This window comes from Pseudomonas sp. SDO55104_S430, from assembly GCF_054070595.1.
The window spans coordinates 39,333-64,596 of record NZ_JBSVXG010000012.1; the positions used below are offsets into that span (position 1 = coordinate 39,333).

The 25,264-nt window shown below is 59.3% G+C and carries 22 protein-coding genes; 13 read left to right on the forward strand and 9 right to left on the reverse strand.

Features of this window, described 5'->3' with window-relative positions:
• Positions 1–56: 56 nt before the first annotated feature.
• From pstA to ACW9JE_RS04235, 5 genes are all read right to left on the reverse strand, one after another.
• Positions 57–953, reverse strand: coding sequence for a phosphate ABC transporter permease PstA (gene pstA / locus ACW9JE_RS04215; protein ID WP_457432030.1), 897 nt, complete (start codon positions 951–953; stop codon positions 57–59).
• Positions 953–1,918, reverse strand: coding sequence for a phosphate ABC transporter permease subunit PstC (pstC, locus tag ACW9JE_RS04220; protein WP_224532958.1), 966 nt, complete (start codon positions 1,916–1,918; stop codon positions 953–955). The genes pstA and pstC overlap by 1 nt, the downstream gene beginning before the upstream one ends.
• A gap of 73 nt (positions 1,919–1,991) precedes the next feature.
• Positions 1,992–3,023, reverse strand: a complete 1,032-nt coding sequence (pstS, locus tag ACW9JE_RS04225; protein ID WP_457432031.1) for a phosphate ABC transporter substrate-binding protein PstS — start codon at positions 3,021–3,023, stop codon at positions 1,992–1,994.
• 275 nt (positions 3,024–3,298) lie between these two features.
• On the reverse strand, positions 3,299–4,132 hold the full coding sequence (locus tag ACW9JE_RS04230) for a type 1 glutamine amidotransferase domain-containing protein (RefSeq protein ID WP_224532956.1): 834 nt from the start codon (positions 4,130–4,132) through the stop codon (positions 3,299–3,301).
• A gap of 156 nt (positions 4,133–4,288) precedes the next feature.
• On the reverse strand, positions 4,289–5,266 hold the full coding sequence (locus tag ACW9JE_RS04235; RefSeq protein ID WP_457432032.1) for a TerC family protein: 978 nt from the start codon (positions 5,264–5,266) through the stop codon (positions 4,289–4,291).
• Positions 5,267–5,538: 272 nt separating this feature from the next.
• On the opposite strand from ACW9JE_RS04235, the gene ACW9JE_RS04240 reads away from it, so the two are divergent.
• The 6 genes from ACW9JE_RS04240 to ACW9JE_RS04265 are packed head-to-tail and all read left to right on the forward strand — an operon-like array spanning position 5,539 to position 10,506.
• Positions 5,539–5,961 (forward strand): nuclear transport factor 2 family protein, encoded by a 423-nt coding sequence (locus ACW9JE_RS04240; protein ID WP_457432033.1) that lies wholly within the window; start codon positions 5,539–5,541, stop codon positions 5,959–5,961.
• Complete coding sequence (locus ACW9JE_RS04245) at positions 5,958–6,719, forward strand: SDR family NAD(P)-dependent oxidoreductase (RefSeq protein WP_457432034.1); 762 nt, start codon at positions 5,958–5,960, stop codon at positions 6,717–6,719. The genes ACW9JE_RS04240 and ACW9JE_RS04245 overlap by 4 nt, the downstream gene beginning before the upstream one ends.
• Positions 6,716–7,963 carry an NAD(P)/FAD-dependent oxidoreductase gene (locus ACW9JE_RS04250; RefSeq protein WP_457432035.1) on the forward strand — a complete coding sequence of 416 codons (1,248 nt, stop codon included), beginning with the start codon at positions 6,716–6,718 and terminating at the stop codon, positions 7,961–7,963. The genes ACW9JE_RS04245 and ACW9JE_RS04250 overlap by 4 nt, the downstream gene beginning before the upstream one ends.
• Complete coding sequence (locus ACW9JE_RS04255; protein ID WP_457432036.1) at positions 7,960–8,751, forward strand: DUF1365 domain-containing protein; 792 nt, start codon at positions 7,960–7,962, stop codon at positions 8,749–8,751. The genes ACW9JE_RS04250 and ACW9JE_RS04255 overlap by 4 nt, the downstream gene beginning before the upstream one ends.
• Positions 8,738–10,006 carry a class I SAM-dependent methyltransferase gene (locus tag ACW9JE_RS04260; protein ID WP_457432037.1) on the forward strand — a complete coding sequence of 423 codons (1,269 nt, stop codon included), beginning with the start codon at positions 8,738–8,740 and terminating at the stop codon, positions 10,004–10,006. The genes ACW9JE_RS04255 and ACW9JE_RS04260 overlap by 14 nt, the downstream gene beginning before the upstream one ends.
• Before the next feature lie 17 nt (positions 10,007–10,023).
• Positions 10,024–10,506 (forward strand): DUF2878 domain-containing protein, encoded by a 483-nt coding sequence (locus ACW9JE_RS04265; protein WP_457432038.1) that lies wholly within the window; start codon positions 10,024–10,026, stop codon positions 10,504–10,506.
• Between the two features lie 32 nt (positions 10,507–10,538).
• Here ACW9JE_RS04265 and ACW9JE_RS04270 read toward each other — a convergent pair whose 3' ends face one another.
• Entirely contained in the window at positions 10,539–11,090 is a 552-nt protein-coding gene (locus tag ACW9JE_RS04270; RefSeq protein WP_457432039.1) for a chalcone isomerase family protein, read from the reverse strand.
• A gap of 155 nt (positions 11,091–11,245) precedes the next feature.
• Positions 11,246–11,788, reverse strand: a complete 543-nt coding sequence (locus ACW9JE_RS04275; RefSeq protein WP_457432040.1) for an ATP-binding protein — start codon at positions 11,786–11,788, stop codon at positions 11,246–11,248.
• Positions 11,789–12,301: 513 nt separating this feature from the next.
• Here ACW9JE_RS04275 and ACW9JE_RS04280 point away from each other — a divergent pair.
• The 4 genes from ACW9JE_RS04280 to ACW9JE_RS04295 all read left to right on the forward strand — a co-directional run bounded on the left by ACW9JE_RS04280 (position 12,302) and on the right by ACW9JE_RS04295 (position 17,615).
• Positions 12,302–12,619 (forward strand): DUF6124 family protein, encoded by a 318-nt coding sequence (locus tag ACW9JE_RS04280; RefSeq protein ID WP_457432041.1) that lies wholly within the window; start codon positions 12,302–12,304, stop codon positions 12,617–12,619.
• Between the two features lie 445 nt (positions 12,620–13,064).
• Positions 13,065–13,679 (forward strand): biliverdin-producing heme oxygenase, encoded by a 615-nt coding sequence (locus ACW9JE_RS04285; protein WP_457432042.1) that lies wholly within the window; start codon positions 13,065–13,067, stop codon positions 13,677–13,679.
• Positions 13,676–15,919: an ATP-binding protein gene (locus ACW9JE_RS04290; RefSeq protein ID WP_457432043.1), complete on the forward strand. Its 2,244-nt coding sequence runs from the start codon at positions 13,676–13,678 to the stop codon at positions 15,917–15,919. The genes ACW9JE_RS04285 and ACW9JE_RS04290 overlap by 4 nt, the downstream gene beginning before the upstream one ends.
• A 199-nt stretch (positions 15,920–16,118) precedes the next feature.
• Complete coding sequence (locus ACW9JE_RS04295; RefSeq protein WP_457432044.1) at positions 16,119–17,615, forward strand: ATP-binding protein; 1,497 nt, start codon at positions 16,119–16,121, stop codon at positions 17,613–17,615.
• A gap of 83 nt (positions 17,616–17,698) precedes the next feature.
• Here the strand turns inward: ACW9JE_RS04295 and ACW9JE_RS04300 are convergent, their stop codons facing one another.
• Positions 17,699–19,051: an MFS transporter gene (locus tag ACW9JE_RS04300; protein WP_224532929.1), complete on the reverse strand. Its 1,353-nt coding sequence runs from the start codon at positions 19,049–19,051 to the stop codon at positions 17,699–17,701.
• A 185-nt stretch (positions 19,052–19,236) separates the two neighbouring features.
• Complete coding sequence (locus ACW9JE_RS04305) at positions 19,237–20,274, reverse strand: LacI family DNA-binding transcriptional regulator (RefSeq protein WP_224532928.1); 1,038 nt, start codon at positions 20,272–20,274, stop codon at positions 19,237–19,239.
• Between the two features lie 256 nt (positions 20,275–20,530).
• Here ACW9JE_RS04305 and ACW9JE_RS04310 point away from each other — a divergent pair, with 256 nt between their 5' ends.
• Genes ACW9JE_RS04310 through ACW9JE_RS04320 form a run of 3 tightly spaced genes read left to right on the forward strand, consistent with a single transcriptional unit; the run spans position 20,531 to position 25,160 of the window.
• Positions 20,531–22,315, forward strand: a complete 1,785-nt coding sequence (locus ACW9JE_RS04310; protein WP_457432045.1) for an IlvD/Edd family dehydratase — start codon at positions 20,531–20,533, stop codon at positions 22,313–22,315.
• A 26-nt stretch (positions 22,316–22,341) separates the two neighbouring features.
• Positions 22,342–23,559: a fumarylacetoacetate hydrolase family protein gene (locus ACW9JE_RS04315; protein WP_457432046.1), complete on the forward strand. Its 1,218-nt coding sequence runs from the start codon at positions 22,342–22,344 to the stop codon at positions 23,557–23,559.
• A gap of 17 nt (positions 23,560–23,576) precedes the next feature.
• The gene (locus tag ACW9JE_RS04320) at positions 23,577–25,160 is read left to right on the forward strand and encodes an aldehyde dehydrogenase (NADP(+)) (RefSeq protein WP_457432047.1); all 1,584 of its coding nucleotides are present in this window, start codon (positions 23,577–23,579) and stop codon (positions 25,158–25,160) included.
• Positions 25,161–25,264 lie beyond the last annotated feature (104 nt).

A 25,264-nucleotide genomic window follows, 5' to 3' on the forward strand; every position in this document is an offset into this window, starting at 1 on the left:
CGACAGGGGCGATTTTTTGCGTAGATAGAGTGTTCACGATTCAGATGCTCCCGCTCTTAAAACTTTGGTTTGCCGAAAACACGGCTGACGACGTTCACGATCAGCACGATCACCACCAGCACCAGCGAAGCCGCCCATGCGAGCTCGAGCTGGTTGTCGAAAGGCATGCCGGAAAAGTTGTAGATCAGCACGGAAAGCGAGGCCGTCGGGTTCATCATCGACAGGCTGCCTTCGTGGTAGATCCAGTAGTTGCTGAACAGCGCGGTAAACAGTAACGGCGCGGTTTCGCCCGCTGCGCGCGCCACGGCCAGCATGACGCCGGTCAGAATCGCCGGAAGGCCGGTAGGCAGAACGATTTTCCAGATCACTTGCGAGCGCGTGCAGCCCATGCCGTAGGCGGCATCCTTCATGATCTTGGGCACCATCTTCATCGACTCTTCAGCCGTCAGCACGACGATCGGCAGCATCAGCACTGCCAGTGCCACGCCACCTGCCGGTGCCGAGTAGGTACCCGTGGTCACGACCACCAGGGCGTAGGCGAAAACACCCGCCAGAATGGAAGGCAGCCCGGTGAGCATCTTGGCGGCGAAGCGCGAGGCATTCGCCAGTTTGCTGTCAGGTCCCAACTCAGCCAGGAAGACGGCTGCCATGATGCCGACCGGCACCGCGATGGCGGCCGCGATACCGACCATGACGAAGGTACCGGCCAGGGCGTTACCAAAGCCGCCACCGGTCTCGAAGCCTGTCGGCGGCAGTTCGGTGAAGACTTCAAGGCTCAGGCGAGCACCACCACGGGTGATCAGCATGTAGAGCACTGAAAACAGCGGCACACTGGCCACCACAGCGAGAAGCCAGACTAGCGTGGTCAATACCAGGCTGCGCAGCGCGCGGCCTTCGAACCTGCGTTGCAGGCTCGGTGCAGCGGAAATGGAAGCAGCAGTGAGATCAGTCATTATTTGTTCCCCCGCTGGGCGTACATCATGATCATGGAACCGATGACATTCACCAGCAGTGTGATGAACATCAGCACCAGCGCGGCGTACATCAGAACCTCTACTTCGTTCGGTCCCGCTTCAGGGAAGTTCAGCGCCAGCAAGGCGGCCAGCGTGTTGGCCGGTGCGAACAGCGAAAGCGAAATGTTGTTCGCGTTGCCGACCAGCATGGCCAGGGCCATTGTTTCACCCAGTGCGCGGCCCAGGCCCAGCACCAGCGAGCCGAAGATGCCGGTGGCAGCGGACGGCACCATCACTTTCAGAATCGCTTCCCAGTGGGTGGTACCCATGCCGTAAGCAGCCTGCTTGGTTTTCATCGGAACGCCGGTGAGCGCATCCTGCGAAACGGCGGCAACGGTCGGCAGAATCATGATGGCCAGCACCAACGCAGCAGGCAGCAATCCTGGCCCGCTCAACGAAGTGCCGAAAAAAGGAATCCATCCGAGTTCGGTGTTCAACCATGTCGTCAGAGGACGAATGGCCGGGATCACCACGTAGATCCCCCACAGGCCATAAACCACGCTGGGAATGGCTGCGAGCAGTTCGACGATGGTGCGGAAGATGGCCGCCAGTTTGGCGGGCAGAAAATCCTGGGTCAGAAAGATCGCCATGCTGACGCCGAAAATGCCGGCGATGAGCAATGCGATCAGTGCACTGTAAAGCGTGCCCCAGATGGCAGGCAGAATGCCGTACTTGCCCTGGTTGACGTCCCAGACGGAACCCAGGAGAACGTCCAGGCCATGCTTTTCCATGCCCGGAAGGGCCTTGCGGCCCACTTCGAATACAAGGGCGAATACCAACACCAGAATCAGGACCACACCTATGCGCGCAATCGCGCGGAAGGTCCGATCCACCAGGAAATCCTTCGCGGAAGGCGGTTGGCACGCAGAGTCCGGGTTAACCGGTACGACAAAAGGCTGGGTCATGGGTGTATTCCGGAACAGGTGGAAATCTCATCCGGCGTGCCTGCAGCGCACGCCGGATGAAGACTCGCGAGCGTTACTGGATGTTGGCCGAAGCTTTGCGAACCTGATCGATGACCGATTGCGGCAGCGGGATGTAGCCCATCGAGTCGGCAATCTTCTGACCTTCGGTCAGGCTGTACTCAACCATTTCACGCATGGCCTTGGCCTTGGCCGGGCTCTCGTTCTGCTTGCGGAAGATCATCCAGGTGTAGGAAGTGATCGGGTAGGACTTGGCGCCGTCCGGATCAGGCAACCAGGCCACCAGGTTTTCCGGGAACTTCACCGCGTTCAGAGCTTCGGCACCGCTTTCTGCGTTAGGCACAACGTACTGACCGGCCTTGTTCTGCAACTCGGCGAAGTCGACTTTGGCCAGCTTGGCGAAGCCGTATTCGATGTAGCCGATGGCACCAGGGGTCTGACGGACGGTAGCGGTCACGCCGTCGTTTTTAGGCGACTTGATGAATTTGTCGCTGGCAGGCCAGTTGACGGTGTTGCCTTCGCCCAGCGCGGTTTTGAATTCCGCATTGATGGTCGACATGTGCTTGGTGAACACCGCGGTAGTACCGCTGGAGTCTGCACGTACGACAACAGTGATTGGCAGTGCCGGCAGCTTCAGGTCAGGGTTGGCTGCGACGATCTGCGGATCGTTCCACTGGGTGATCTTGCCCAGGAAGATGTTGGAGTAAACGTCGCGTGGCAATTTCAGGCCTTTAGGGCTGCCTGGCAGGTTGTACGCCAACACGATTTCGCCTGCGGTCATCGGCAGCAACTGCACGCCTTCGGCAACCTTGGCGATGTCCTCGTCTTTCATGGCCGAGTCGCTGGCCGCGAAATCAACGGTTTTGTTCAGAAAGTCCTGTACGCCCGCACCGCTACCTTTCGACTGGTAATCAACGGTGACGCCAGCGGTTTTCTTGCTGAAATCCTTGAACCAGGTCAGGTAGATAGGAGCCGGAAAACTGGCGCCAGAACCTGTCAGGCGCACGCTTTCGGCAGCAAAAGACACTGATGTGGCGCAGATAGAAACGGTAAGAGCGAGCGCAGCGGACTTAACAAAACTTTTCATGAACGGCATTCCTTTTGAGAGCGGCTGCCGCACTTTGAACCAGTTATATGAAAAATTTATGACAGTCGGGTGGCAAAAAGGTGGCTTGTTGATTTGACGAGCCATTTACCCATGGATTTCCACGCCCCTTCTGTAGGAGCGAGCTTGCTCGCGATGCAGGTCTGGACACCGCGGGGCATCGGATAGCCAGCGTCATCGTTGGTCACCATCGCGAGCAAGCTGGCTCCTACAGGGTTCAGCACTTCTTCAGGGCGATATGACTCGCCCGCCCAGGCTTACTTCTTCAACTTCGCCAGCATGGCCACTGCGACTGCCTTGGCCGACTGCGGATTCTGGCCGGAGATGACTTCGCGATCCTCGATCACGTGCTCGCTCCATGGCTTGGCTTCATTGAAGTTGGCACCAGCTGCCGTCAGGCCATCCTGCGGGAACAGTTTCATGTGGCCGCCGCCGAGGAAACCTTTGGCCTGCTCTTCTTCCGCGTCGGTGAAGGCGGTGACTTTGTAGCCCTTGTAAATCCAGTTGGCGGGCGCGGCCGGCTGCTTGCCTGATTCCAATGCGGAGACAAAACCACGGGCGTCGGGGATCGCCGACAACATGGCGATGGTGCCATGGCAGGTAAAGCCGGTGACTTTGCCGTTGTCATGGAAGTTGGTCAGCAGTTGACCCAGTTGCTTGTCCTTGAGCAGGTCCTGCATCGGGATATGGCCGCCAGGCACGAACACGGCGTCAAACTTGTCGTAACCGATTTTCTGAACCTGCGCGAAGCTGATTGCCGGCGAGCCGTTTTTGGAGGTCAGCTTCAGCGTGTCCAGCAGCGCGAGGCTTTGCTGACGGGCCTTTTCATCACCGCCCCAGAAATTCACATCGTTGGATTTCTGGTCCGCGGTTGGCGCCTTGCCGCTAGGCGTGGCAAATACCACGGTCTGCCCCGCCTCGATGAAAGTCTGCACCGGTTGCATCAATTCGTTGAGGAAGAAACCGGTTTGCATGACCTTGCCGTCTTTGAGGTCCAGTTGATCCTGGTCCGACAGGACAACCAATACCGTGCCGGCGTTGGCGTAGCTGGCGGCAGCGGTTAACAGAGCGGCGATAATGGTTTTTTTCACGTGATACTCCAGTAGTGATGGTTGGATGGATCCATCTTATTACCGGAGCAAAAAGCGATAGAGCCCCTGAACTGAATTTCAATTATTACACTGAGTAATCAATAACCGAGCCTTACTGTCGCTGCAGCTTTCTCGGTGCAAACTCAGAACATCGCTTCATGACTGTTCTCCCGCGACCTCTGTTTTGCTCTTCGTCAACGCCAGACTCAACAGCACCGAAATCAATATGATGCCGCCGACAATGCTCAGCGACCATTGGATCGGCATGTGCCACCACGGCGCGACCAGCATCTTGCCGCCGATGAACACCAGTACGATGGACAGGCCATATTTGAGCAAGTGGAAGCGGTGGGCCATGTCGGCAAGCAGAAAATACAGTGCGCGCAGGCCCATGATGGCGAAGATGTTGGAGGTGAAAATGATGAAGGGGTCAGTGGTGACGGCGAAGATAGCCGGGATGCTATCGACCGCGAAGACCAGGTCGCTGGCCTCGATCAGTACCAGCACCAGGAACATCGGCGTCGCCCAGCGCAGGCCATCCTTACGCACGAAGAAGCGCTCGCCATGAAAGTTGTCCGTGATACGCATGTGGCTACGCAGCCAACGCAGCAAAGGGTTCTTTCCAAGGTCTGGCTGCTGATTGGCGAAGACCAGCATCTTGATGCCGGTGATGACGAGAAACGCACCAAAGACATAGAGTAACCAGGCAAACTCCCGCACCAACCAGACACCCGCGAAAATCATACCTGCGCGCATGATGATGGCGCCGAGCACGCCATAGAGCAGCACGCGGCGTTGCAACTCCGGCGGCACGGCGAAGTAGCCGAAGATCATCACGAAAACGAACATGTTGTCGATCGACAGCGACTGCTCGATCAGGTAGCCGGTCAGGAATTCGAGCGTTGTACGCTGGGCCACTTCGGCGCCGAACGTGCTGTCCAGGTACCACCAGAGCAAGGCAGCGAAGACCAATGCCAAACTGATCCAGGCGAGGACCCAGGCCAGCGCTTCTCGCACCGAAACACGATGCGCCTTTCGTCCGCCGAAGACGAACAGATCGAGCGCCAGCATGGCCAGGACAAACACGATGAAGGCGGCCCACATCCAGGGTTGGCCGATGCTGATGGCAGTCATTCTCTATCTCCGCATGACGCAGCAATAGGCTGGAGAGGTCATGCTAGCGATCATGGTTCATCAACAAAAATCGTTTATTCGGTGCGAATAGTTCGTTTTTTACGAAGTATTGCCAGGGATTCTCCCTCCTCAACTATCGTCCTCAAGACCCTCCTCACGCTTCGAAGCAAAAACTTGTACAGGAAATTTGACTTGTACAGCATGCACCCTATTCTTTAAAAACCTGTACAAGCCAATCGATCCGTACAAGAAAAAGCTAATGGGGATGCAACGTGTCTGACTTCCTCCAACGTTTCGCCAGCGGCTTCGCAGCGCTCGACGCCAGCAATTTGCACAGGCTGACGGAGTTGTACAGCGACGATATCCACTTCAGCGATCCGCTACACGAGATCCAGGGCCTGACAGCGCTGCAGGACTACTTCTCAGAGCTATACGTCAACGTCAGCGAGCTCGGATTCTCGTTTCACGGCTATGACCAGGTGGAAGAAGGCAGCGGTTATCTGCGCTGGAACCTGCAGTTTCGCCATCCCCATTTACGCCGTGGCCAACTGATAGAGGTCATTGGCTGCTCATACCTGCAATGGCACGAGAAGGTATACCGGCATCGCGACTACTTCGATGCCGGCGCGCTGCTCTATGAGCACCTGCCGGTAATGGGCGCCGCGATTGGCTGGTTGAAGGGGCGCCTGGCATGAAACGTATATGGCTCACCGGCGCCAGCAGCGGCATAGGCGCGGCACTTGCGCAAATTCTCCTGTCCCAAGGCCATTTTCTGGCTGTCAGCGCCCGCAATGTAACGGCCCTGGAAAAGCTGCAGACAGGACATCCGCAGCAGGTGCTTGTCTTACCAGGCGACCTGACCGATGCACGACAGGTTCGAGCCATGGGCGATCGAATCGGCGAACTCTGGGGCTACCTGGATCAGGTCATCCTCAACGCTGGAACCTGCGAGTACCTGGACGCTGGCCACTTTGAAGCCAGCATGATTGAACGGGTGATGCGGACCAATCTGTTTTCCGCGGCTTACTGCGTTGAAGCTGCCCTGCCACTGCTGCGCAAGGCACAGCGACCTCATCTGGTGGCGATCTGTAGCTCGGTTACTTACCTGCCATTACCTCGCGCCGAGGCCTATGGCGCCTCCAAGGCGGCCATGCGTTACCTGTTTCAATCGCTTCGCATCGATGTGGCACACGAGGGGATAGACGTCACGCTCGTCAGCCCGGGCTTCGTCGATACACCGCTGACGCGACAGAACGATTTCCCGATGCCGATGCGTTGGCCGGTGGGCAAGGCTGCCGACTACATCGCCACTCGCCTGGAAAAACGACCGCTGGAAGTCGCCTTTCCCGGACCTTTCATCGCCACCCTGCGCCTGTTGGCGATCCTTCCTCAACGCCTGCAACTGGCGCTGGCCAGGCGTATGGCGCGTCCGGCTACAGAAGCATCTTCATGAAAATTGCGATTATCGGTAGTGGAATCTCCGGCCTGACCTGCGCCTGGCTGCTCAACCGCAAACATGACATCACGGTATTCGAGGCGGATGACTGGATCGGTGGCCATAGCCACACGGTCGAGGTTGCAGCAGAGGGGAAAAGCCACGCTATCGATACCGGTTTTATCGTCTTCAACGACTGGACCTATCCCAACTTCATCCGTTTGCTGGATCAACTCGGCGTGGCTTCGCAACCCACCGAGATGAGTTTCTCGGTTCAAGATCCGAGTACCGGCACCGAATACAACGGCAACAATCTCAACAGCCTGTTTGCTCAGCGGCGCAACCTGCTTTCACCCGGTTTCTGGGGCATGTTGCGTGACATCTTGCGCTTCAACCGCGAGGTCATACGTGACCTGGACGAACAACGCATCACTGGCGAAACCACGCTGGGCGACTATCTGGGGCAGAACGGTTACGGGCAGCGTTTTATCGAACACTACATCGTCCCGATGGGGTCGGCGATCTGGTCGATGTCACGGGCCGACATGCAGCGTTTTCCATGTGAGTTCTTTGTGCGCTTCTGTAGAAACCATGGGCTGCTGTCGGTGACCAATCGGCCACAGTGGCGCGTTGTCAGTGGTGGCTCGCGCACTTACGTAGCAGCGTTGAGCGCAGGCTTTGTCGAACGCATCCGTCTCAACTGCCCGGTCCATCGGGTCGTACGTGACGACGCTGGCGTCAATCTGCACAGCAGCGCCGGCATCGATCGCTTTGACAGCGTGGTATTCGCCTGTCACAGCGACCAGGCGCTACGCCTTCTTGTTGCGCCCAGCCAAGCCGAGCGGGAGATTCTCGGCGCACTGCGTTACGACGAGAACGAGGTGGTACTGCACACGGACACGCGTGTGCTGCCAAGCCGTCGCCTGGCCTGGGCAAGCTGGAATTACCGCCTCGGTGGCTCGCCCCGGCAACCGGCCGCTGTCACCTACAACATGAATATCCTGCAAGGGCTGCAGAGCGACACCACCTATTGCGTGAGCCTGAATCAGACGGCGGGCATTGACCCAGGCAAAATCCTCGACCGTTTCCGCTACGCCCACCCGCAATACAGCCAGGCAGGCATGGTTGCGCAGGCACGATGGCAGGAATTGCAAGGCGCCCAGAACAGCTATTACTGCGGCGCTTACTGGGCCAACGGTTTCCACGAGGACGGTGTGGTCAGTGCCTTGCGCGTGGCGGCCGCTTTCGGAGAACAACTGTGAACAGCGCGTTTTATTACGGCTGGGTCAGCCACCGCCGGGTGCTGCCGCGCGCCCATGGGTTTCGCTATCGCATGGGTATGCTCTACCTGGATCTTGCGGAACAAGCGCAGGTCTTGAGCCTGTCATGGCTGGCCGGAAACTCGCGCTGGGGCGCTTTCACCTTCCGCGAAACCGATTATTTGCCATACGCCACGCGCCAAGGCATGACGCTGAGCGATGCAGTACGCCAACGCGTCGAGCAGGCCCTCGGATTCGCACCACAAGGGCGTATCTGTCTGCTCACCCAGCCGCGCAGTTGGGGGCTGTCCTTCAATCCGATCAGCCTGTTTTACTGCTTCGAATCCGACGGCAGTCTGGCCGCCATCCTCTGTGAAGTCAGCAATACCCCCTGGCGAGAGCGTTACCACTACGTACTGCCGACCCACGCCAGCGGTGAGTCGCGCCATCGGGTGAGCAAGGGGTTTCATGTATCGCCCTTCCTGCCCCGCGATCTGCAGTACCGCATGCGTTTCTCTGCTCCCGGGCAAACGCTGCACGTGTCCATGCAGGACTGGCTGGGGGAGGAAAAAATCTTTGAGGCTGGCCTGGGCCTGGAGCGCATCGAGCTGACGCGTCAAAGCCTGCACCGCCACCTTCTGGCCTTCCCCTGGATGACCGGCAAAACCCTGATCGGCATTTACTGGCAGGCCCTGCGTCTGCTGCTCAAGCGTCTGCCACTGTTTTCCCATGAAGCCGCAACCGGTGAATACCTCACCGCAGAGCTGGAGTCGCGCCATGACAAATCCTAGCCTCAACCCCTCCAGCACCTGTAGCTCCACGGCCAGCGGACCGGGCGCCCGTCTGTTGAAGAAATTGGTGTTGCGTCAGTTGGCGCAACTGCGTCACGGGCACTTGGTGGTCATCGTCGACGGTCAGCCCTTGAGCTTCGGCCAGCCAGGCGAGGGGTTGCATGGCGAGATCGAAGTGCATGATTCGGCGCTCTGGCCAATGGTGGCGGCGAATGGCTCGATTGGTGCTGGCGAGGCCTATATCCACGGCTACTGGAGCAGCCCGGACCTGACCGCAGTGGTGCGCATTTTCGTTGCCAACCTCGATGTGCTGGATGGCATGGAGCGCGGCCTGGCACGTATACGCCGTCCGCTGACCAAAGCCCTTCACTGGCTCAACCGCAATACGCGTCGGGGCTCGCAGCGCAATATTTCAGCTCACTACGACCTGGGCAACAAGTTGTTCGAACAGCTGCTGGACCCGACCATGATGTATTCGGCGGCCATGTTCCGCTCCACCAGCGACAGCCTCGAACAAGCCCAAATGTACAAACTGGAGTGCATCTGCCAAAAGCTCGATCTCAAACCCGGTGACCACCTGCTGGAGATCGGTACCGGCTGGGGCAGTATGGCGCTCTATGCGGCCACCCACTACGGCTGCAAGGTCACTACCACCACCCTCTCCCATGAACAGTTTGAGTACACCCGGCGCCGAATCGAGGAGCAGGGCCTCCAGGAGCGCATCACCTTGCTGTTGCAGGACTATCGTGACCTGACAGGCAAGTACGACAAGCTGGTGTCGATCGAGATGATCGAGGCCGTCGGCCACCGCTTCCTGCCCACCTACTTCAAACAGTGCGCGCATCTGCTCAAAGAACACGGACTGATGCTGTTGCAGGCGATCACCATTCGGGACCAGCGCTACGAGCAGGCGAAGAAAACCGTCGACTTTATCCAGCGCTACATTTTCCCCGGTGGTGCCTTGCCTTCGGTCAGCGCGATGCTGAACACCATCAGTCGCGACACCGACCTGAACCTTCACCACATGGAGGACTTCGGTCTTCATTACGCTCGTACCCTGCGCATGTGGCACGACAACCTGCGACGCAGCCGGCATAACCTGGAAGCACTGGGTTACGACCAGACGTTCTATCGCCTCTGGAAGTTCTACCTGTGTTACTGCGAAGGTGGCTTTCTGGAGCGAAGCATCGGCACCGCGCATCTATTGCTCGCCAAGCCAGGGGCAAGACCGGCGCCCTTCGAGCTGAAGGCGTGAGCGGACGAGGCCGGTTATTGGTCAACGCCGGTCTATTCCAACTCGGGTGGTTCGCCTGTGTATTGGGCGCTCATCGGCCCTGGCTGTTGCTGGTCGCAATTGCCTGTCTTGCCTTACACCTGTTCTGGATCGCAAACGCGAGTAATGAGTGGCCCAGTCTGTTGCGGGTGGCAGCCTCGGGCTGGATTCTGGACACCACGCTGATGCACCTCGGGCTATTCCACTTTTCCGGCGCCACTGTAGTTCTGCCACTTTGGCTGGCATTGCTTTGGCTGCTTTTCGCCAGCACCTTGCGCTACAGCCTGAGCTGGACAAACCGACCCTGGTGGCTGGGCAGCCTGGCAGGCGCTATCGGCGGGCCGCTCTCCTATTGGGGTGGCGCAAGGTTGGCAGAAGTGGGATTGCCCCTGGGTGTGTGGCCGAGCATTCTGTTGCTCGCATCGATATGGGCACTATTGATGCCGGCGCTGCACTGGATGGCCGGACCGCGTGTTCGTTGACTCAAGGCGACGTGTTCACTTGCTCGACGGCCTCAGGGTTTCGCTGCGCCCAGCAATTGGGCACGCAACTGTGGATCGCGTGTTCGGGGGTCAAGCCAGATTGCGAAAAAGGCTTTGGCGAACGCATCGTCGCGCACCACATGCCGCAGGTTCTCGCCTACATAAAAACGTACGCCCTCTCCCGGCATAAAGACTCCGGTTATGCGGTCACCTGCGCGTACATCGACGAACGCGCTCTGCATCTCCCGCTTCCAGCGAGCAATCAGCTGTGAGTTTCCGGCACTCGGCGACAGGCGACGGATTTCCTTGATGCTGGCTTCCACCAGATCATCGCGACTGATCGCACGACTGTAGGTCAGCTCCAGCGCAAAAGGCACATCTGCCCCCGGCGCTTTACCCGCAATCAGGCGTGGGCTCCAGAGCTGGGCGCTGTAGATGGAGAACCCAAAAACCCGCATGTCACCGCTACCCGACAGACGTGCATCGGGTAAGGCTTCACGCCAGCCAGCAAACAGTTCTGCACTCTGGAGCATCAGCACAAGGCAGATAGCGTGGCGGATCGAGCGTTCCGGCTGCCAAGTCATGCGAAAAGCCTCGATAGGACTTAATGGGCGCCTTTAAAACTTATACCAAATCATGATTTTGTACAGCCATTGCCTGGGAGTGATGGTCGCTGCGGGTACGGCTGTAATTATCCAAAGTGCGTTGAGCTTCGTATGCGCGCCGTCACGGTTTCCAGCTATTGCGATACTTGCGGCAAAGCATGAACGACATCCGCAACCATCTTCTCAGCACTGATCGTGCCGTCAATCCGCAAGACAGGAACAGTCTGCTCTGTTAGCCAGGCCTCGTGCCACGCTCGATTGCGTCCCGAAAAATTCGGATTGTCGTACTGCGAGGCCCACTCGCGGAAAGCCACATGTATCTCATGCATGTCACCACCCGGCGCTATGCGATTTCCGAAGCGTTCCTTCTCACGTGCGGCCAGCCTTTCAAGGCGAACGGGCGTTGGTGTTTCAACGAACACGATCAGATCGACATCGGTTATCAACGCATCGCCCCAGCCCATGCAAGAACCGGTCAGCACCCAATCGTCACCCTCGAATTTTTGCCGGATCAACACCACTCGCTCACCGGGAGGCCGTTTGGTGGTGAAGGGAGGGTTGGTAGGCATCCAGAAAAAATCATCGACATCGACATGTCGTACGTTGAGTAGAGCTGCGGTGTTCTGACCCAAAGTGGTCACGCCTGCACAGGAAGCACCTGTAATGTAAATCCGCATTTTTTCCTCCATGGAGACAGGTCGGTTACGAGGTCGGCAAGATATCCCATCCTTGACCCAGCCTCTCTTTTTTTCTGGGTTGTGAATGACTGCTTGCAGTTTTGCGGCCTGAGCATGCCAATTTATGCGGTCGCAGGAAGCGCGCCTACAAGCTTTAAACACGCCTCGAGAGCGCGTGTTTAAAAGCCTTCGGAATTACTTCCGGAAAGCTACAAGACCTTGCGCCGTTGCCTACCGCTACGCCAGAATCCGCCGGCTTGTGCGCCTTGGGGCCGCTGGGTAACTTGATTCGCATCACTGCCTTGGTGATACGGGTTTAGCAGCTCGTGGTATTTAGCAAGGTGCATAGCGCTCCCTTCAGTCAGGCATCCATTTGCCTGCGCTCAATGGTAGCTGTGCGCAGGGCGCCTTCGGGCGCGCCGGTTTTGCTAACTCCCCGGTCTGCTAACCTGCGCACAGCCGCCACCCCTCGTTTAGCAGCGATGGTTAACGGCATTTTTGGAGTTAGCAAAAATGTTCAAAGTCACACCCAATCCCCCGGAAACCGATCCAACCTCGCCGCACGATCCCAACCTTGATCCCCCCTCAACCGCCGACATCAAAGCCACACCTCGAACACCCAGTACCCTCTTCACCGTCAACCCCGAAACCCGAACCGAGGACCTGATGGTCTACCTCGTCGAAACCCTCGCCTCGGTCGACGTCATGGTCCATCACCTCGTCGATCATCTGGACGGCGGTTTACGCAATGCCCTGCTGGGCATTTCCAACAGCATCATGCTGGCGGAGATCACCGCGAATCGGGTTCTCGATCAGCTCGACCCACCCTGACTCAATGTTGAAATGCGTTCCCCTGTAGGAGCGAGCTTGCTCGCGATGGTGGCCCGGACACCGCGGGGCATCAGGCAGCCCGCGTTATCGTTGACCACCATTCGCGGGCAAGCCACGCTCCCACAGGTTTTATGTGTCGACCGCAAATAGTGCGCACGACAAAAATCCTGTAGGAGCGAGCACGCTCGCGATGGTGGCCCAGTCAGCGCGGGGCATCAGGCAGCCAGCGTTATCGTTGACCGCTATCGCGAGCAGGCTCGCTCCCACAGGTTGTAGATGTCGGCTGAAGGTTGAGCGCGACACCCATCCCGTCACTCGAACTTTTTTTGGGCACACATGTCGGAATCGTGAAGCTGTCTGGTCAGTACTGTTGGTTTGAATGCTAGAGTTCTCCCTTTTTTGACCACAGTGTCTGGCCCATGCGGCCCTATCAAGAGCGCAACCCATGCAACCAAAGGCCCGTGAAGTTTATGTGCCACCGGTGCTTCAGGATCTGCGGGCCGGTACGGCCCAACTGCACATCGCACTGGAAAAACGTCTTCCTTTTTTCTCCGATTCCCTTGACATCCAAGCCTTCCACAAGCTGATGCAGGCCTATTACGGCTTCTATCTGCCGGTGGAGAACGCTTTGCGGGACAGCTCCGCGATCCCTGTCGATTTCGATCTGGCGCCCCGGCTCAAAGCCCAAACCTTGCGCAGCGACCTGCAGGCCCTGGGCATGTCAGCCACGATGATCGACGAGCTGCCGATGTGCGAGCAGTTGCCGTTGATCGATTCCAGCGCCGCCTGCCTGGGTGTGCTGTATGTACTCGAGGGTGCGACGCTCGGCGGGCAGATCCTGCGCCGGGAAATCGCCAGCCGTTTGCATCTGGATGCCGAGAACGGTGCAGCCTTTCTCGATATCTATGGCGCAGCGACCGGACGCCGCTGGCGTGACTTCATCGAATACCTGGGCGCTCAGCCGATGCAGGCGAGCGAACGCGATGCGGTTGTAACGGCTGCACAAACTACATTCAGCTGTTTCGAACAGTGGCTCGACAGTCGAGAGGTACTGGCATGAACCTGCAAGACCAACAAGTTTTCGAAGAATTGCTCGCCAACTGTGCCGACGAGCCGATCCGTTTTCCCGGTGCGATTCAGCCCCATGGATTGCTGCTGACATTGAGCGAGCCGGCGCTTGAAATCATTCAGATCAGCGCCAACGTCGAGACCCTGCTCGGGCGTGCGGCGCTGGAGCTGGTCGGTCGACCGCTGCATAGCCTGATCGGTATCGAATACGCCGAAGCGGTTCGCGAGATTTCGCTGCAACCGATGTTGACCGGCGCGCAACCGCTTCTGTTGCGCCTTGACGGTACAACGTTCGACGCCCTGCTCCACCGCCATCAGGACGTGTTGATCCTGGAGCTGGAAATCCACGTGGACAACTTCAAGCCCCGCAACGTGGCGGGCAGCGAAACCCATCTGGGGCGCATGCTCCAGCGTTTGCAGGCAGCCACGACGTTGCAGGCGCTGTATGACATCAGCGTCAAGGAAATCCAGGCCATGACCGGTTACGACCGGGTGCTGATCTATCGCTTCGAAGAGGAAGGACACGGTCAGGTCATTGCCGAAGCATCCGACCCGTCGATGGAAGTCTTCAACGGCCTGTTTTTCCCGGCCTCCGATATTCCCGAGCAGGCGCGCGAGCTTTATCGCACCAACTGGCTGCGGATCATCCCCGATGCCGCGTACCAACCGGTGCCGCTGGTGCCCAAGCTGCGCCCGGATACGCAAACACCGCTGGATCTGAGTTTCGCCACGCTGCGTAGCGTTTCGCCGATTCACTGCCAATACATGAAGAACATGGGCGTGCTGTCGTCGATGAGCATTTCCCTGCTTCGAGGCGACAAGCTCTGGGGGCTGATCAGCTGCGGCAATCGTGTACCGCTGCACGTGCCCCATGAACTGCGCACCGCGTGCCAGACCATCGGTCAGGTGTTGTCGCTGCAGATCAGCGCGATGGAGTCGCTGGAGATCAGTCGTCAGCGCGAAGATAAAATCGAAGCGCTGGCGCTGCTCAATCAGGCCATGATCGACTCGCCGCATAACGTCTTTGACGGATTGGCCGGGCAGCCGCAGGTGCTGATGGCGCTGACCGGAGCCGCGGGCGTGGCGATCATCGAAGACAAGCAGTTGCACCGTTACGGCAACTGTCCTGAGCCGGAAGATATTCGTGCTTTGCACAAGTGGTTGCAGGAGAGCGGTGAGGCGGTATTTTCCAGCCATCATCTCTCTAGCGTTTACCCGCCGGCCGCGCAGTTTCAGCAAGTGGCCAGCGGCCTGCTCGCCATGACGCTGCCTAAACCTGTGGACAACGGCGTGTTGTGGTTCCGTGCGGAGGTCAAGGAAAACATCAACTGGAGTGGCGACCCTCGCAAACCGCTGGATCTTGAAAACTCCGACACCGGCCTGCGCCTGCGCCCACGCACCTCGTTCGAGATCTGGAAGGTCGAGATGGCCGGGATCTCCGCCAAGTGGAGCCATGGCGATCTGTTTGCCGCCAACGATCTGCGGCGCTCGGCTTTGGAAAACGACCTGGCCCGCCAGGTGCGCCGTGAGCAGGAAGCCGTGCGTGCCCGCGATGACCTGGTGGCGGTGGTCTCCCATGACCTGCGCAACCCGATGACGGTCATATCGATGCTGTGCGGCATGATGCAGAAAACCTTCAGCTCCGACGGCCCGCACACCTCGCGACGCATGACCACAGCGCTGGACACCATGCAACAAGCCGCCGGGCGGATGAACACCCTGCTGGAAGACTTGCTCGACACCTCGAAAATCGACGCCGGGCGCTACATCATCAAGCCCCGCAAACTTGACGTCGCACAGATGTTCGAAGAGGCGCAGACACTGCTTGCGCCGTTGGCGCTGGACAAGGACATCAGCATTTCCTTCGAGGCCGCGCCCGATTTACGAGTCCACGCCGACCCCGAGCGCATGTTCCAGGTCCTGTCGAATCTGGTCAGCAATGCAATCAAATTCACCCCACGACTGGGCTCGGTGAACGTGCACGCAGAGTCGGTCGGTAATGACATCGTCTTCACGGTGCATGACACCGGCGAGGGTATTCCCGAACACAATCTGCCCCATGTGTTCGATCGCTACTGGACAGTCAAGGAAGGCAACCCGACCGGCACAGGGCTCGGTCTTTACATCACCCAGGGCATCGTGGAAGCGCACGGCGGGAAGATTTCTGCCGAAAGCGAACCGGGCAAAGGTTCTCGGTTCAGGTTTACGGTGCCGGTGTCTGCGGAGATCTGACTGGCTGATCACCCCGGGGTGCTGCCCGATACGAGAGACCGATACTCATACTTCGACGTCGTTATTTCATGCTTAGGTATGACTGAACACATGGCGCGCCAAACCCTTGTATGAGTATCGGGTGACACACGAAGACTGTTAAATTCTGCGCCCTGAGTACGCCCCTACATGCAGGTAAATCGCAGGAAAATCAGTCCGAATGAAAATGGCAACTTCAGTCGTGCCCGGACACTGTGCCGGGATCAATTCAGCGTCGCATGTATGGATGCTGAAGTTGGGCGCGGTCACGCTGACGCTGATGATTTTCCTGGTCGACTGGTTGAGCTCGCTCGATGTGGCCATCGCGGTGCTTTATGTCGCTGTCATCCTGATCTCCAGCGATCTGTTTTCTTACCGAGGCATGCAGGCGGTTTCAGGCTTGTGCGGCCTGTTGACACTGGGCGCCTACCTGCTTTCCCACGAAGACACATGGCTGGCGCCGCCTTTCGCTCGCTGCCTGGTGAGCCTTGCCGCAATAACCATCACCGCGATCCTGGCATTGAAATGCAAAGCAGCCAGAGATGCGCTGGTGGAACAGGTACAACTGTTGCGTCGCAGCGAGGCGTTATTGGCCGGGGCCCAGCGGCTGAGCAGCACCGGCAGCCTTGGCCTGAAGATGCCCGATGGGCAAGTGGACTTGTCCGAGGAGGCCAGACGGATATTCGAGTTCGAGGGCCGATTGCAGCCGACAGTGCAGCAGATAATCGCGCGCGCACATCCGGACGACACTGACGATCTGAAAAAACTGATTCAGCAGGTCCATGCCCAGCACGATTGCCCGCAGACAGAGTTCCGGTTACTGATGCCCGATGGACGTTGCAAAAATGTACGCATGCTGGCGCAGCGAATGACTGACTCATCCGGTGGCTGCGAGTACCTGGGCGCGCTGATGGATGTCACCGCCGCAAAAAACGCGGAAGAGGCACTTCATCAGTCACAGTCTCAGTTGGCGCACATCACCCGCGTAACGGTTCTGGGCGAGATGGCGGCGTCCATCGCCCATGAGGTCAATCAACCACTCGCGGCGGTCGCGACCAATGCTGAGGCGGGTTTACGATGGCTTGACCGGGAGGAGCCGAACGTCGCCGAAGTGCATGGCGCCGTTCAGCGCATCATGAGCGAAGCTCATCGGGCGAGCGAAGTCATCCGCCGGATTCGCGCTCTGTCGTGCAAAACCGAGCCCCATTACTCGCCGATCGACCTTCAGGACGTACTGCAGGAGGCACTGCTGCTCACCCGCCGGGAAACAAGACGGCACAAGGTCAACATCGAGCTCAAATCGCAGGCTGACGGTCTCTGGGTCCAGGGCGATCGCATTCAGTTGCAGCAGGTGATCATCAATTTGCTGCTGAACGCTTTGCAGGCTTTGTCATCCATGCACGCCAAAGGACGACGGCTGGTTATCGTGCTGGACACGGCGCCGAACAGTCAGGTGACGTTACGCGTTCAGGACAACGGTCCTGGCATCCCCGCAGAAATCCTGCCCAGGCTATTCGAGGCGTTCTTTACCACCAAAGCCGAAGGGATGGGCATGGGCCTGTCGATTTGCCGATCGATAATCGAAGCGCATGGCGGGCGGATCTGGGCTGAAAGCGAACCGGGACGTGGTGCCAGTGTATGTTTCTCTCTTGCGGGCGGGACTCCCGGCTCATCCTGAGCCAGGAGCCTGTCTGCTCTCTCCAAAGTGAGCTGATGCCTCGACCCTGTTCACGGGACAGGATCAAGGCATTCAGGCTTCAGTCAGGCCTTGCTGTCCTTGGCCAGCATCGCTTTGGGAATCAGCAGGATCAGCACACAGCTCACCAACAGGCATCCACCCAGCACATAGGTGCCGTTGTTCATGTCGCCCGTCAGAGTTTCGGCGGTGGCGGTAATCATCGAGCCGGTGAACCCGGAAAGGTTGCCGATCGCGTTGATCATGCCGATGCCCGCCGCTGCTGCCACACCCGACAGAACCGTGCCCGGCAAGGTCCAGAAGATCGGCATCAGACTCAGCAGACCCGATGCCGAGACGCTGAGGAAGAAGATCGACACCGGCAGGTTGTGGGCGAAGAAGGCGCTGCCGATCAGGCCCATGCCACCGATGAATGCCGGAACCGCTGCGTGCCAGCGACGCTCGCCGGTTTTATTGGAGTGCCAGGCGTTGAGTGTCATGGCCACGATGGCGGTGGCGTAGGGAATCGCCGTCAGCAGACCGATGTCCAGAGTATTGGAGATACCGGTGGATTTGATGATGGTCGGCATCCAGAACGCGAGCCCGTAGAAACCGGTGTTGAAGGTCAGCAGAATCGCCACCAGCAACCATACCCGACCGTTGAAGATCACATCCCGCAGGCTCGAAGCTTTCGACTTGTTGTCCTGGTCGAGATTGTTCTTGAGCATGTGTTTTTCGGCGGCCGTCAGCCACTTTGCGTTGTCGATTTTGTCGACCAGCAACGTCACCACCACCACGGCCATGATCAGCGACGGGATGCCCTCAATGATCAGCATCCACTGCCAACCGGCCATGCCGTGCACGCCTTTCATCGACTCCATCAACCAGCCGGAAAGAATCCCGCCCAGCGTCAGGCTGATCGGCATCGCCATCAGGAACCCGGCCATAACCCGGCTCTGACGGTGCGTCGGGAACCAGTAGTTGAGGTAGAGAATCACCCCCGGGAAGAAGCCGGCTTCGCAGATACCCAGCAGGAAGCGCAGCACGTAAAACATGGTCTCCGGTTCGATATGGAAGAACTTGGCCAGCGGCACGGTGAAGGCCACCCCCATGGAGACGATGCTCCAGCTGATCATGATTCGGGCGATCCAGAGCCGTGCGCCGAAGCGATGCAGGAACAGGTTGCTGGGGACTTCGAAAAGGAAATAACCCCAGAAGAAAATGCTCGCACCGAGGGCGTAGACGGTGTTGCTGAATTGCAGATCGTTGAGCATGTCCAGCTTGGCGAACCCGATGTTGACCCGATCCAGGTACGCCGCCATGTAGCAGAACAACAGGATCGGCAGGATACGCAGGATGACCTTGCGATACGTACGATCCTCGGAAGTAAGCTCCGCCGAGCCCTCTCTTTCGAGGGAGCGCTGAGATATTGATTCCATGTGTAGACCTCAAGGCATGTCGTCATGCCGATTGTTTTTGTTTTGGCTTGCGACCTTGAGTTCCCCGAACCGAATAACGGAAATCGGTGGGGAGAAAAGGGCTCTGCAAGATAGGCTGTTACCGGTAACATTTTTAATTTAACAACGAGTTCCGGAGCAGCGCAAGCCGCTCCGATCAAAAAAAATCAGGTGCTTTCCCGTGCCAGGATCTTGAACTCGATGACATCGGACTGTCGTGGACGAGGCAGCCCAAGGCGCTGCGCGTTGGCACTGTCGACGAGCAATTCGCCGGCGCGTCGGCCAATCCGGTAAGGGTCCACCGAGACGGTGGTGATGGTTGGCGTGCAATAGCGCGAGACTTCGAAATCACCGAAACCGGCGATCGCGATGTCATCGGGTACTCGTCGCCCTTGGCGATGACATTCCATGATCGCGCCGAAGGCCGACAGGTCACTCACGCACATGACCGCGTCGGTGTCCGGCCATTTTTCCAGCAGCCGTTTCACGGTCTCTCCACCGTGGCTCATCGTGATGGGCGATTCACCATGCTCCATCACCCTGGGCTCCCCTGCCCCCACCGCCGCGACAGCTTGCAGGTAGCCTTGCAGGCGTTGCTGCCCCCGATGGTCGAGAACCGATGCGCCGCCGATGTAGCCAATTCGCCGATAGCCCTGCTGGTAAAGGTGTTCGTACAGGGCTGCGGCAGCGGCGGCGTTACAGAAACCCACCGACTGCTCGATAGGATCGGCTGGAATGTCCCAGGTCTCCACCACCGGGACTTGTGCCTGACGCAACAGCTTGCGGGTTTCTTCCAGGTGCGCGCTGCCGGTCAACATCACTCCGACCGGCCGATGGCGCAACAGCGTGCGAACCAGCAACGCCTCCTGCTCCAGGTGGTAATCGGTATCGCCCAACAGCAGGCACAGACCATGCCCGCTCACGGCATCGTTGAGGCCGCGCACGGTATCGGCAAAGTTCGAACTCGCCAGGGACGGCACCAGCGCGACGATGAATTCAGAGCGGCCCGTGGACAAGGTGCCCGCGGTGGCATCAGGCAGATAACCGAGGCTATCGATCGCATCCAGAACCAGCTTCTGCGTGCGCTCGGAAACGTCGCGACCGGCCAGTACGCGGGACACCGTCATCTTCGAAACACCAGCCAGCTTGGCGACATCGGCCATGCGCGGCGGCGTCGTGGTTTTGCTTGAATCCTCGGAACTCATGAACGTCCTGTCTTCGCTGAAAAATGACCGGGCGGATCATGTCAATCAACGCCGCCGATACGGATGGTGGCCGATTATACATGGGCTGTCACATACCGGCTCTGCTCCCGGCAGAGGGTAATCTCGCCATTGGAAACTTCAGAGCAAGCACTTTACAAAAAAAATGTTACCGGTAACATCAGGCCAAACAGGACACCAATCGATGCCGCCCAACGCGCATTGAAGTTCGCCATAAATCCAACAAGAGAAATGACCCATGCCTGATAAAACTCCTCTGTCCCTGCGCAGCCAGCAATGGTTCGACGATCCGGATCATGCGGACATGACCGCGCTCTACGTCGAACGCTTCATGAACTACGGCATGACGCGCGAGGAGTTGCAATCGGGTCGCCCCATCATCGGCATCGCCCAGACCGGTAGCGATCTTGCGCCGTGCAACCGTCACCACCTTGAACTCTCTCAACGCACCAAGGCGGGCATTCGCGACGCCGGCGGCATTCCGATGGAATTCCCCGTTCACCCGATGGCCGAACAGACCCGTCGCCCCACTGCCGCGCTGGACCGCAACCTGGCGTACCTGGGTCTGGTCGAGATTCTTCATGGCTTCCCGCTCGATGGCGTGGTGCTGACCACGGGATGCGACAAGACCACCCCGGCCTGCCTGATGGCGGCAGCGACGGTCGATATCCCGGCGATCGTCTTGTCCGGCGGACCGATGCTCGATGGCCACCACAAGGGCCAGTTGATCGGCTCCGGCACCGTGCTATGGCATGCGCGCAACCTGCTCGCCAGCGGCGAGATCGATTACGAAGGTTTCATGGAGATGACCACCGCGGCCTCTCCTTCGATTGGTCACTGCAATACCATGGGCACCGCGTTGTCGATGAACGCGCTGGCCGAAGCCCTGGGCATGTCGCTGCCAGGCTGTGCGAGCATCCCGGCGGCCTATCGCGAACGCGGCCAGATGGCCTATGCCACGGGCAAACGCATCGTCGAGATGGTTCGCCAGGACATTCGTCCTTCCGGGATCATGACCCGCGAATCTTTCGAGAACGCCATCGCCGTGGCCTCTGCCCTGGGCGCCTCGACCAATTGCCCGCCGCACCTGATCGCGATCGCGCGGCACAGCGGCATCGACCTGAGCCTGGAGGACTGGCAACGCATCGGCGAAGACGTGCCGCTGCTGGTCAATTGCATGCCCGCCGGTAAATACCTGGGCGAAGGCTTCCACCGCGCCGGCGGTGTTCCCGCGGTCATGCATGAACTGAAGAATGCCGGTCGCTTGCACGAAGACTGCGCCACGGTCTCGGGCAAAACCATCGGCGAAATCGTCAGCAACAGCGCGGCCAGCGATCCGGATGTCATCCATGCCTTTGAAGACCCGCTGATCCAGCGCGCCGGATTCATTGTGTTGAGCGGTAACTTCTTCGACAGCGCCATCATGAAGATGTCGGTGGTGGGCGAGGCCTTCCGTAAAACCTACCTGTCCGAACCTGGCGCAGAGAACACCTTCGAAGCCCGCGCCATCGTGTTCGAAGGCCCCGAGGACTATCACGCGCGCATCAACGACCCGGCACTGGACATCGACGAACGTTGCATCCTGGTCATCCGGGGCTGCGGGACCGTGGGTTATCCCGGCAGCGCCGAAGTGGTCAACATGGCGCCACCGGCGCATCTGATCAAACGCGGCATCGATTCGCTGCCCTGCCTGGGTGACGGGCGCCAGAGCGGCACCTCCGCCAGCCCGTCGATTCTCAACATGTCCCCGGAAGCTGCGGTGGGTGGCGGGATCGGCCTGCTGGAAACCAATGACCGCCTGCGCGTCGACCTCAATGCGCGCCGAGTGGATCTGCTGGTCGATGAAAGCGAAATGGCCCGTCGTCAGGCCGCCTTCAAACCGACCATCCCGGCCTCGCAAACGCCCTGGCAGGAAATCTATCGCCAGCAGGTCGGCCAACTTTCGACCGGTGGTTGCCTGGAGCCCGCAACCTTGCACTTGCGGGTCATCGCGCGCAGCGGCAATCCACGTCACTCCCACTGATTGGCACATTCTGCAGAGGTATTTCCATGTCCACTTCCACCGTTGCAAACACTTTGTCGGACCTGTACGCCACCGCTCAGGATGTCTCGCAAGGCACCTGGATCAGCCGCGTCTGGATCCCTGGCGCCGCCCCGGGGCCTGCCGTGGTTCTGCTTGAAGACCGCCAGGTCCATGACATCAGCGCACGGGTAGCGACCGTATCCGCGCTATTGGAACTCGATGATCCCGTTGCCTACCTGCGCAGCCTGCCGTTGCAGCAGCCGCTGATCGGTCTCGACGACTTGCTGCGCAACAGCGACGCCGCGAACCGCGACGAAACCCGGCCATGGCTGCTGGCGCCCATAGACCTGCAAGCGGTGAAAGCCGCCGGCGTGACCTTTGCCACCAGCATGCTCGAACGCGTGGTCGAGGAGCAGGCCAAGGGCGACCCGGCCAAGGCCGACAGCATTCGCGCGACACTGGTGCAAAGCATCGGCGCTGACCTGGGCGACATCGTGCCGGGCTCGGTGCAGGCCGCCGCGCTCAAGGAAGTGCTGATCAGCCAGGGCATGTGGTCGCAGTACCTGGAAGTGGGCATCGGACCGGACGCCGAGATTTTCACCAAGGCGCAACCACTGTCGGCGGTGGGTTTTGGATCGGATATCGGCATTCATCCCAAGTCCAGCTGGAACAACCCCGAGCCTGAAGTGGTGCTGGCCGTTTCCAGTCGCGGCAAGATCCAGGGCGCGACCCTGGGCAATGACGTCAATCTGCGCGACTTCGAAGGCCGCAGCGCCCTGTTGCTGTCCAAGGCCAAGGACAACAATGCATCGACCTCCCTTGGTCCTTTCATCCGCCTGTTCGATGAGACCTTCGGCATCGAGGATGTCCGTTCGGCGGAAGTCGCCCTGCGGGTCGAGGGCCAGGATGGCTTCATTCTCGACGGCAGCAGCTCCATGAACCAGATCAGCCGCGATCCAACGGATCTGGTGGCGCAAACGCTCAACGAGAACCATCAATACCCCGATGGCTTCGTGCTGTTTCTCGGCACCCTGTTTGCCCCCAAGCAGGACCGCGATCTCCCGGGAGGAGGCTTCACACACAAAGTGGGTGACACCGTCGCCATCAGCAGCCCCAAGCTCGGCACGCTGGTGAACCGGGTGACGACGAGCAATCGCGCTCCGGCCTGGCAGATGGGTTATCGCGCCCTGCTCGACAACCTGCACGGCCGCGGCCTGGTCGATGCCGCGATCAAGCCACGCTAACCCTCAGGAGCATGACGATGAGTGATTACACCGGACACAACTTTATCAATGGCCAACGCAGCGCTGCGGGACACGGGAGCCTGCAAAGTTTCGACGCGACCACCGGCGAGCCGCTGCCAGGTTTTTACAGCGAGGCCACGCGTGAAGAAGTAGACGCAGCCGCTCAAGCAGCAGCAACGGCCTACCAGCCTTACCGCACGTTGCCTGCCACTCGACGCGCCGCCTTTCTCGACGCCATCGCCGATGAGCTCGACGCACTGGACGAAGAGTTCATCGCAACGGTTTGCCGGGAAACGGCGTTGCCTGCTGCACGTATTCAAGGTGAGCGTGCTCGCACCAGCGGCCAGATGAGGCTGTTTGCCAAGGTCCTGCGCCGGGGTGATTTTTTCGGCGCGCGGATCGACCGCGCCCTGCCCGATCGCCAGCCGCTGTCACGCCCCGATTTACGCCAGTACCACATCGGGATCGGCCCGGTTGCCGTGTTCGGCGCGAGCAATTTCCCCCTCGCCTTCTCTACCGCGGGTGGCGATACCGCCGCAGCGCTGGCCGCCGGTTGCCCGGTGGTTTTCAAGGCCCACCCGGGTCATATGGCTACCGCCGAGCGCGTGGCTCTGGCCATCATCCGCGCCGCCGAAAAGACTGAAATGCCCGCGGGCGTCTTCAACATGATTTATGGCGGCATGGTGGGCGCCTGGCTGGTGCAACATCCGGCGATCAAGGCGGTCGGTTTCACCGGCTCGCTCAAGGGTGGACGGGCACTGTGTGATTTGGCGGCGGCACGGCCGGAACCGATCCCGGTATTCGCCGAGATGTCGAGCGTCAATCCCGTGCTGGTACTGCCCGAAGCATTGAAAGTTCGCGGATCGAAAATCGCGGCCGAGCTCAGCGCTTCGGTGGTCCAGGGTGCCGGACAGTTCTGCACCAAACCCGGCATGGTCATCGGCATACGCTCACCCGAGTTCCAGGCATTTCTCGATGAGCTGGCGCAGCAGATCAACGCCCATCCGGCGCAAACACTGTTGAACGCCGGCGGTTTGTGCAATTACACCGATGGCTTGACCCGTCTGCACGAGCACCCGCAGATCCAGCATCGCGCTGGGCAACCTCAAGCCGGTGGCCAGGCCCATCCGCAATTGTATGAAGCAGCCGCCGAGTTGCTGATCAACGGTGACGAGCTGCTGCAGCATGAAGTATTCGGCCCGGTCGTCGTGGTCGTTGCGGTGAAAGATCGCGAGGAACTCCAGCGAGCATTACAAGGCCTGCAAGGCCAACTGACCGCCACTCTGATCGCCGAGCCCGCGGACCTGGAAGCATTCGCGGATCTGACGCCATTGCTGGAACTCAAAGCCGGTCGCCTGCTGCTCAACGGATATCCCACCGGAGTCGAAGTCTGCGACGCGATGGTCCACGGCGGTCCCTACCCTGCTACTTCGGATGCACGCGGATCGTCCGTGGGCACCGTGTCCATCAATCGTTTCCTGCGCCCGATCTGTTTCCAGAACTACCCGGACAATCTGCTGCCTGATGCGCTGAAGAATGCGAATCCGTTGGGGATTGCGCGGTTGGTGGATGGCGTGAGTACGACTGAGGCCGTCAGTTAAGGCCAAACCCGGTCCCTGTAGCAGCTGGCGAAGCCTGCGTCCGGCTGCGAAGCAGTAGTAAATCCTGAGCGCGGGGTACACCTGACACACCGCGTTGCCCGATT

Excerpts from the sequence above, each read along its gene's own strand:
- ACW9JE_RS04235 (WP_457432032.1), bottom strand. The coding sequence starts at position 5,266 with ATGACTGCCATCAGCATCGGCCAACCCTGGATGTGGGCCGCCTTCATC.
- ACW9JE_RS04285 (WP_457432042.1), top strand. The coding sequence starts at position 13,065 with ATGCAACCAAAGGCCCGTGAAGTTTATGTGCCACCGGTGCTTCAGGAT.
- ACW9JE_RS04295 (WP_457432044.1), top strand. The coding sequence starts at position 16,119 with ATGAAAATGGCAACTTCAGTCGTGCCCGGACACTGTGCCGGGATCAAT.
- pstC (WP_224532958.1), bottom strand. The coding sequence starts at position 1,918 with ATGACCCAGCCTTTTGTCGTACCGGTTAACCCGGACTCTGCGTGCCAA.
- pstS (WP_457432031.1), bottom strand. The coding sequence starts at position 3,023 with ATGAAAAGTTTTGTTAAGTCCGCTGCGCTCGCTCTTACCGTTTCTATC.
- ACW9JE_RS04305 (WP_224532928.1), bottom strand. The coding sequence starts at position 20,274 with ATGAGTTCCGAGGATTCAAGCAAAACCACGACGCCGCCGCGCATGGCC.
- pstA (WP_457432030.1), bottom strand. The coding sequence starts at position 953 with ATGACTGATCTCACTGCTGCTTCCATTTCCGCTGCACCGAGCCTGCAA.
- ACW9JE_RS04275 (WP_457432040.1), bottom strand. The coding sequence starts at position 11,788 with ATGCGGATTTACATTACAGGTGCTTCCTGTGCAGGCGTGACCACTTTG.
- ACW9JE_RS04270 (WP_457432039.1), bottom strand. The coding sequence starts at position 11,090 with ATGACTTGGCAGCCGGAACGCTCGATCCGCCACGCTATCTGCCTTGTG.
- ACW9JE_RS04310 (WP_457432045.1), top strand. The coding sequence starts at position 20,531 with ATGCCTGATAAAACTCCTCTGTCCCTGCGCAGCCAGCAATGGTTCGAC.
- ACW9JE_RS04300 (WP_224532929.1), bottom strand. The coding sequence starts at position 19,051 with ATGGAATCAATATCTCAGCGCTCCCTCGAAAGAGAGGGCTCGGCGGAG.
- ACW9JE_RS04260 (WP_457432037.1), top strand. The coding sequence starts at position 8,738 with ATGACAAATCCTAGCCTCAACCCCTCCAGCACCTGTAGCTCCACGGCC.
- ACW9JE_RS04280 (WP_457432041.1), top strand. The coding sequence starts at position 12,302 with ATGTTCAAAGTCACACCCAATCCCCCGGAAACCGATCCAACCTCGCCG.
- ACW9JE_RS04290 (WP_457432043.1), top strand. The coding sequence starts at position 13,676 with ATGAACCTGCAAGACCAACAAGTTTTCGAAGAATTGCTCGCCAACTGT.
- ACW9JE_RS04315 (WP_457432046.1), top strand. The coding sequence starts at position 22,342 with ATGTCCACTTCCACCGTTGCAAACACTTTGTCGGACCTGTACGCCACC.
- ACW9JE_RS04245 (WP_457432034.1), top strand. The coding sequence starts at position 5,958 with ATGAAACGTATATGGCTCACCGGCGCCAGCAGCGGCATAGGCGCGGCA.
- ACW9JE_RS04320 (WP_457432047.1), top strand. The coding sequence starts at position 23,577 with ATGAGTGATTACACCGGACACAACTTTATCAATGGCCAACGCAGCGCT.
- ACW9JE_RS04250 (WP_457432035.1), top strand. The coding sequence starts at position 6,716 with ATGAAAATTGCGATTATCGGTAGTGGAATCTCCGGCCTGACCTGCGCC.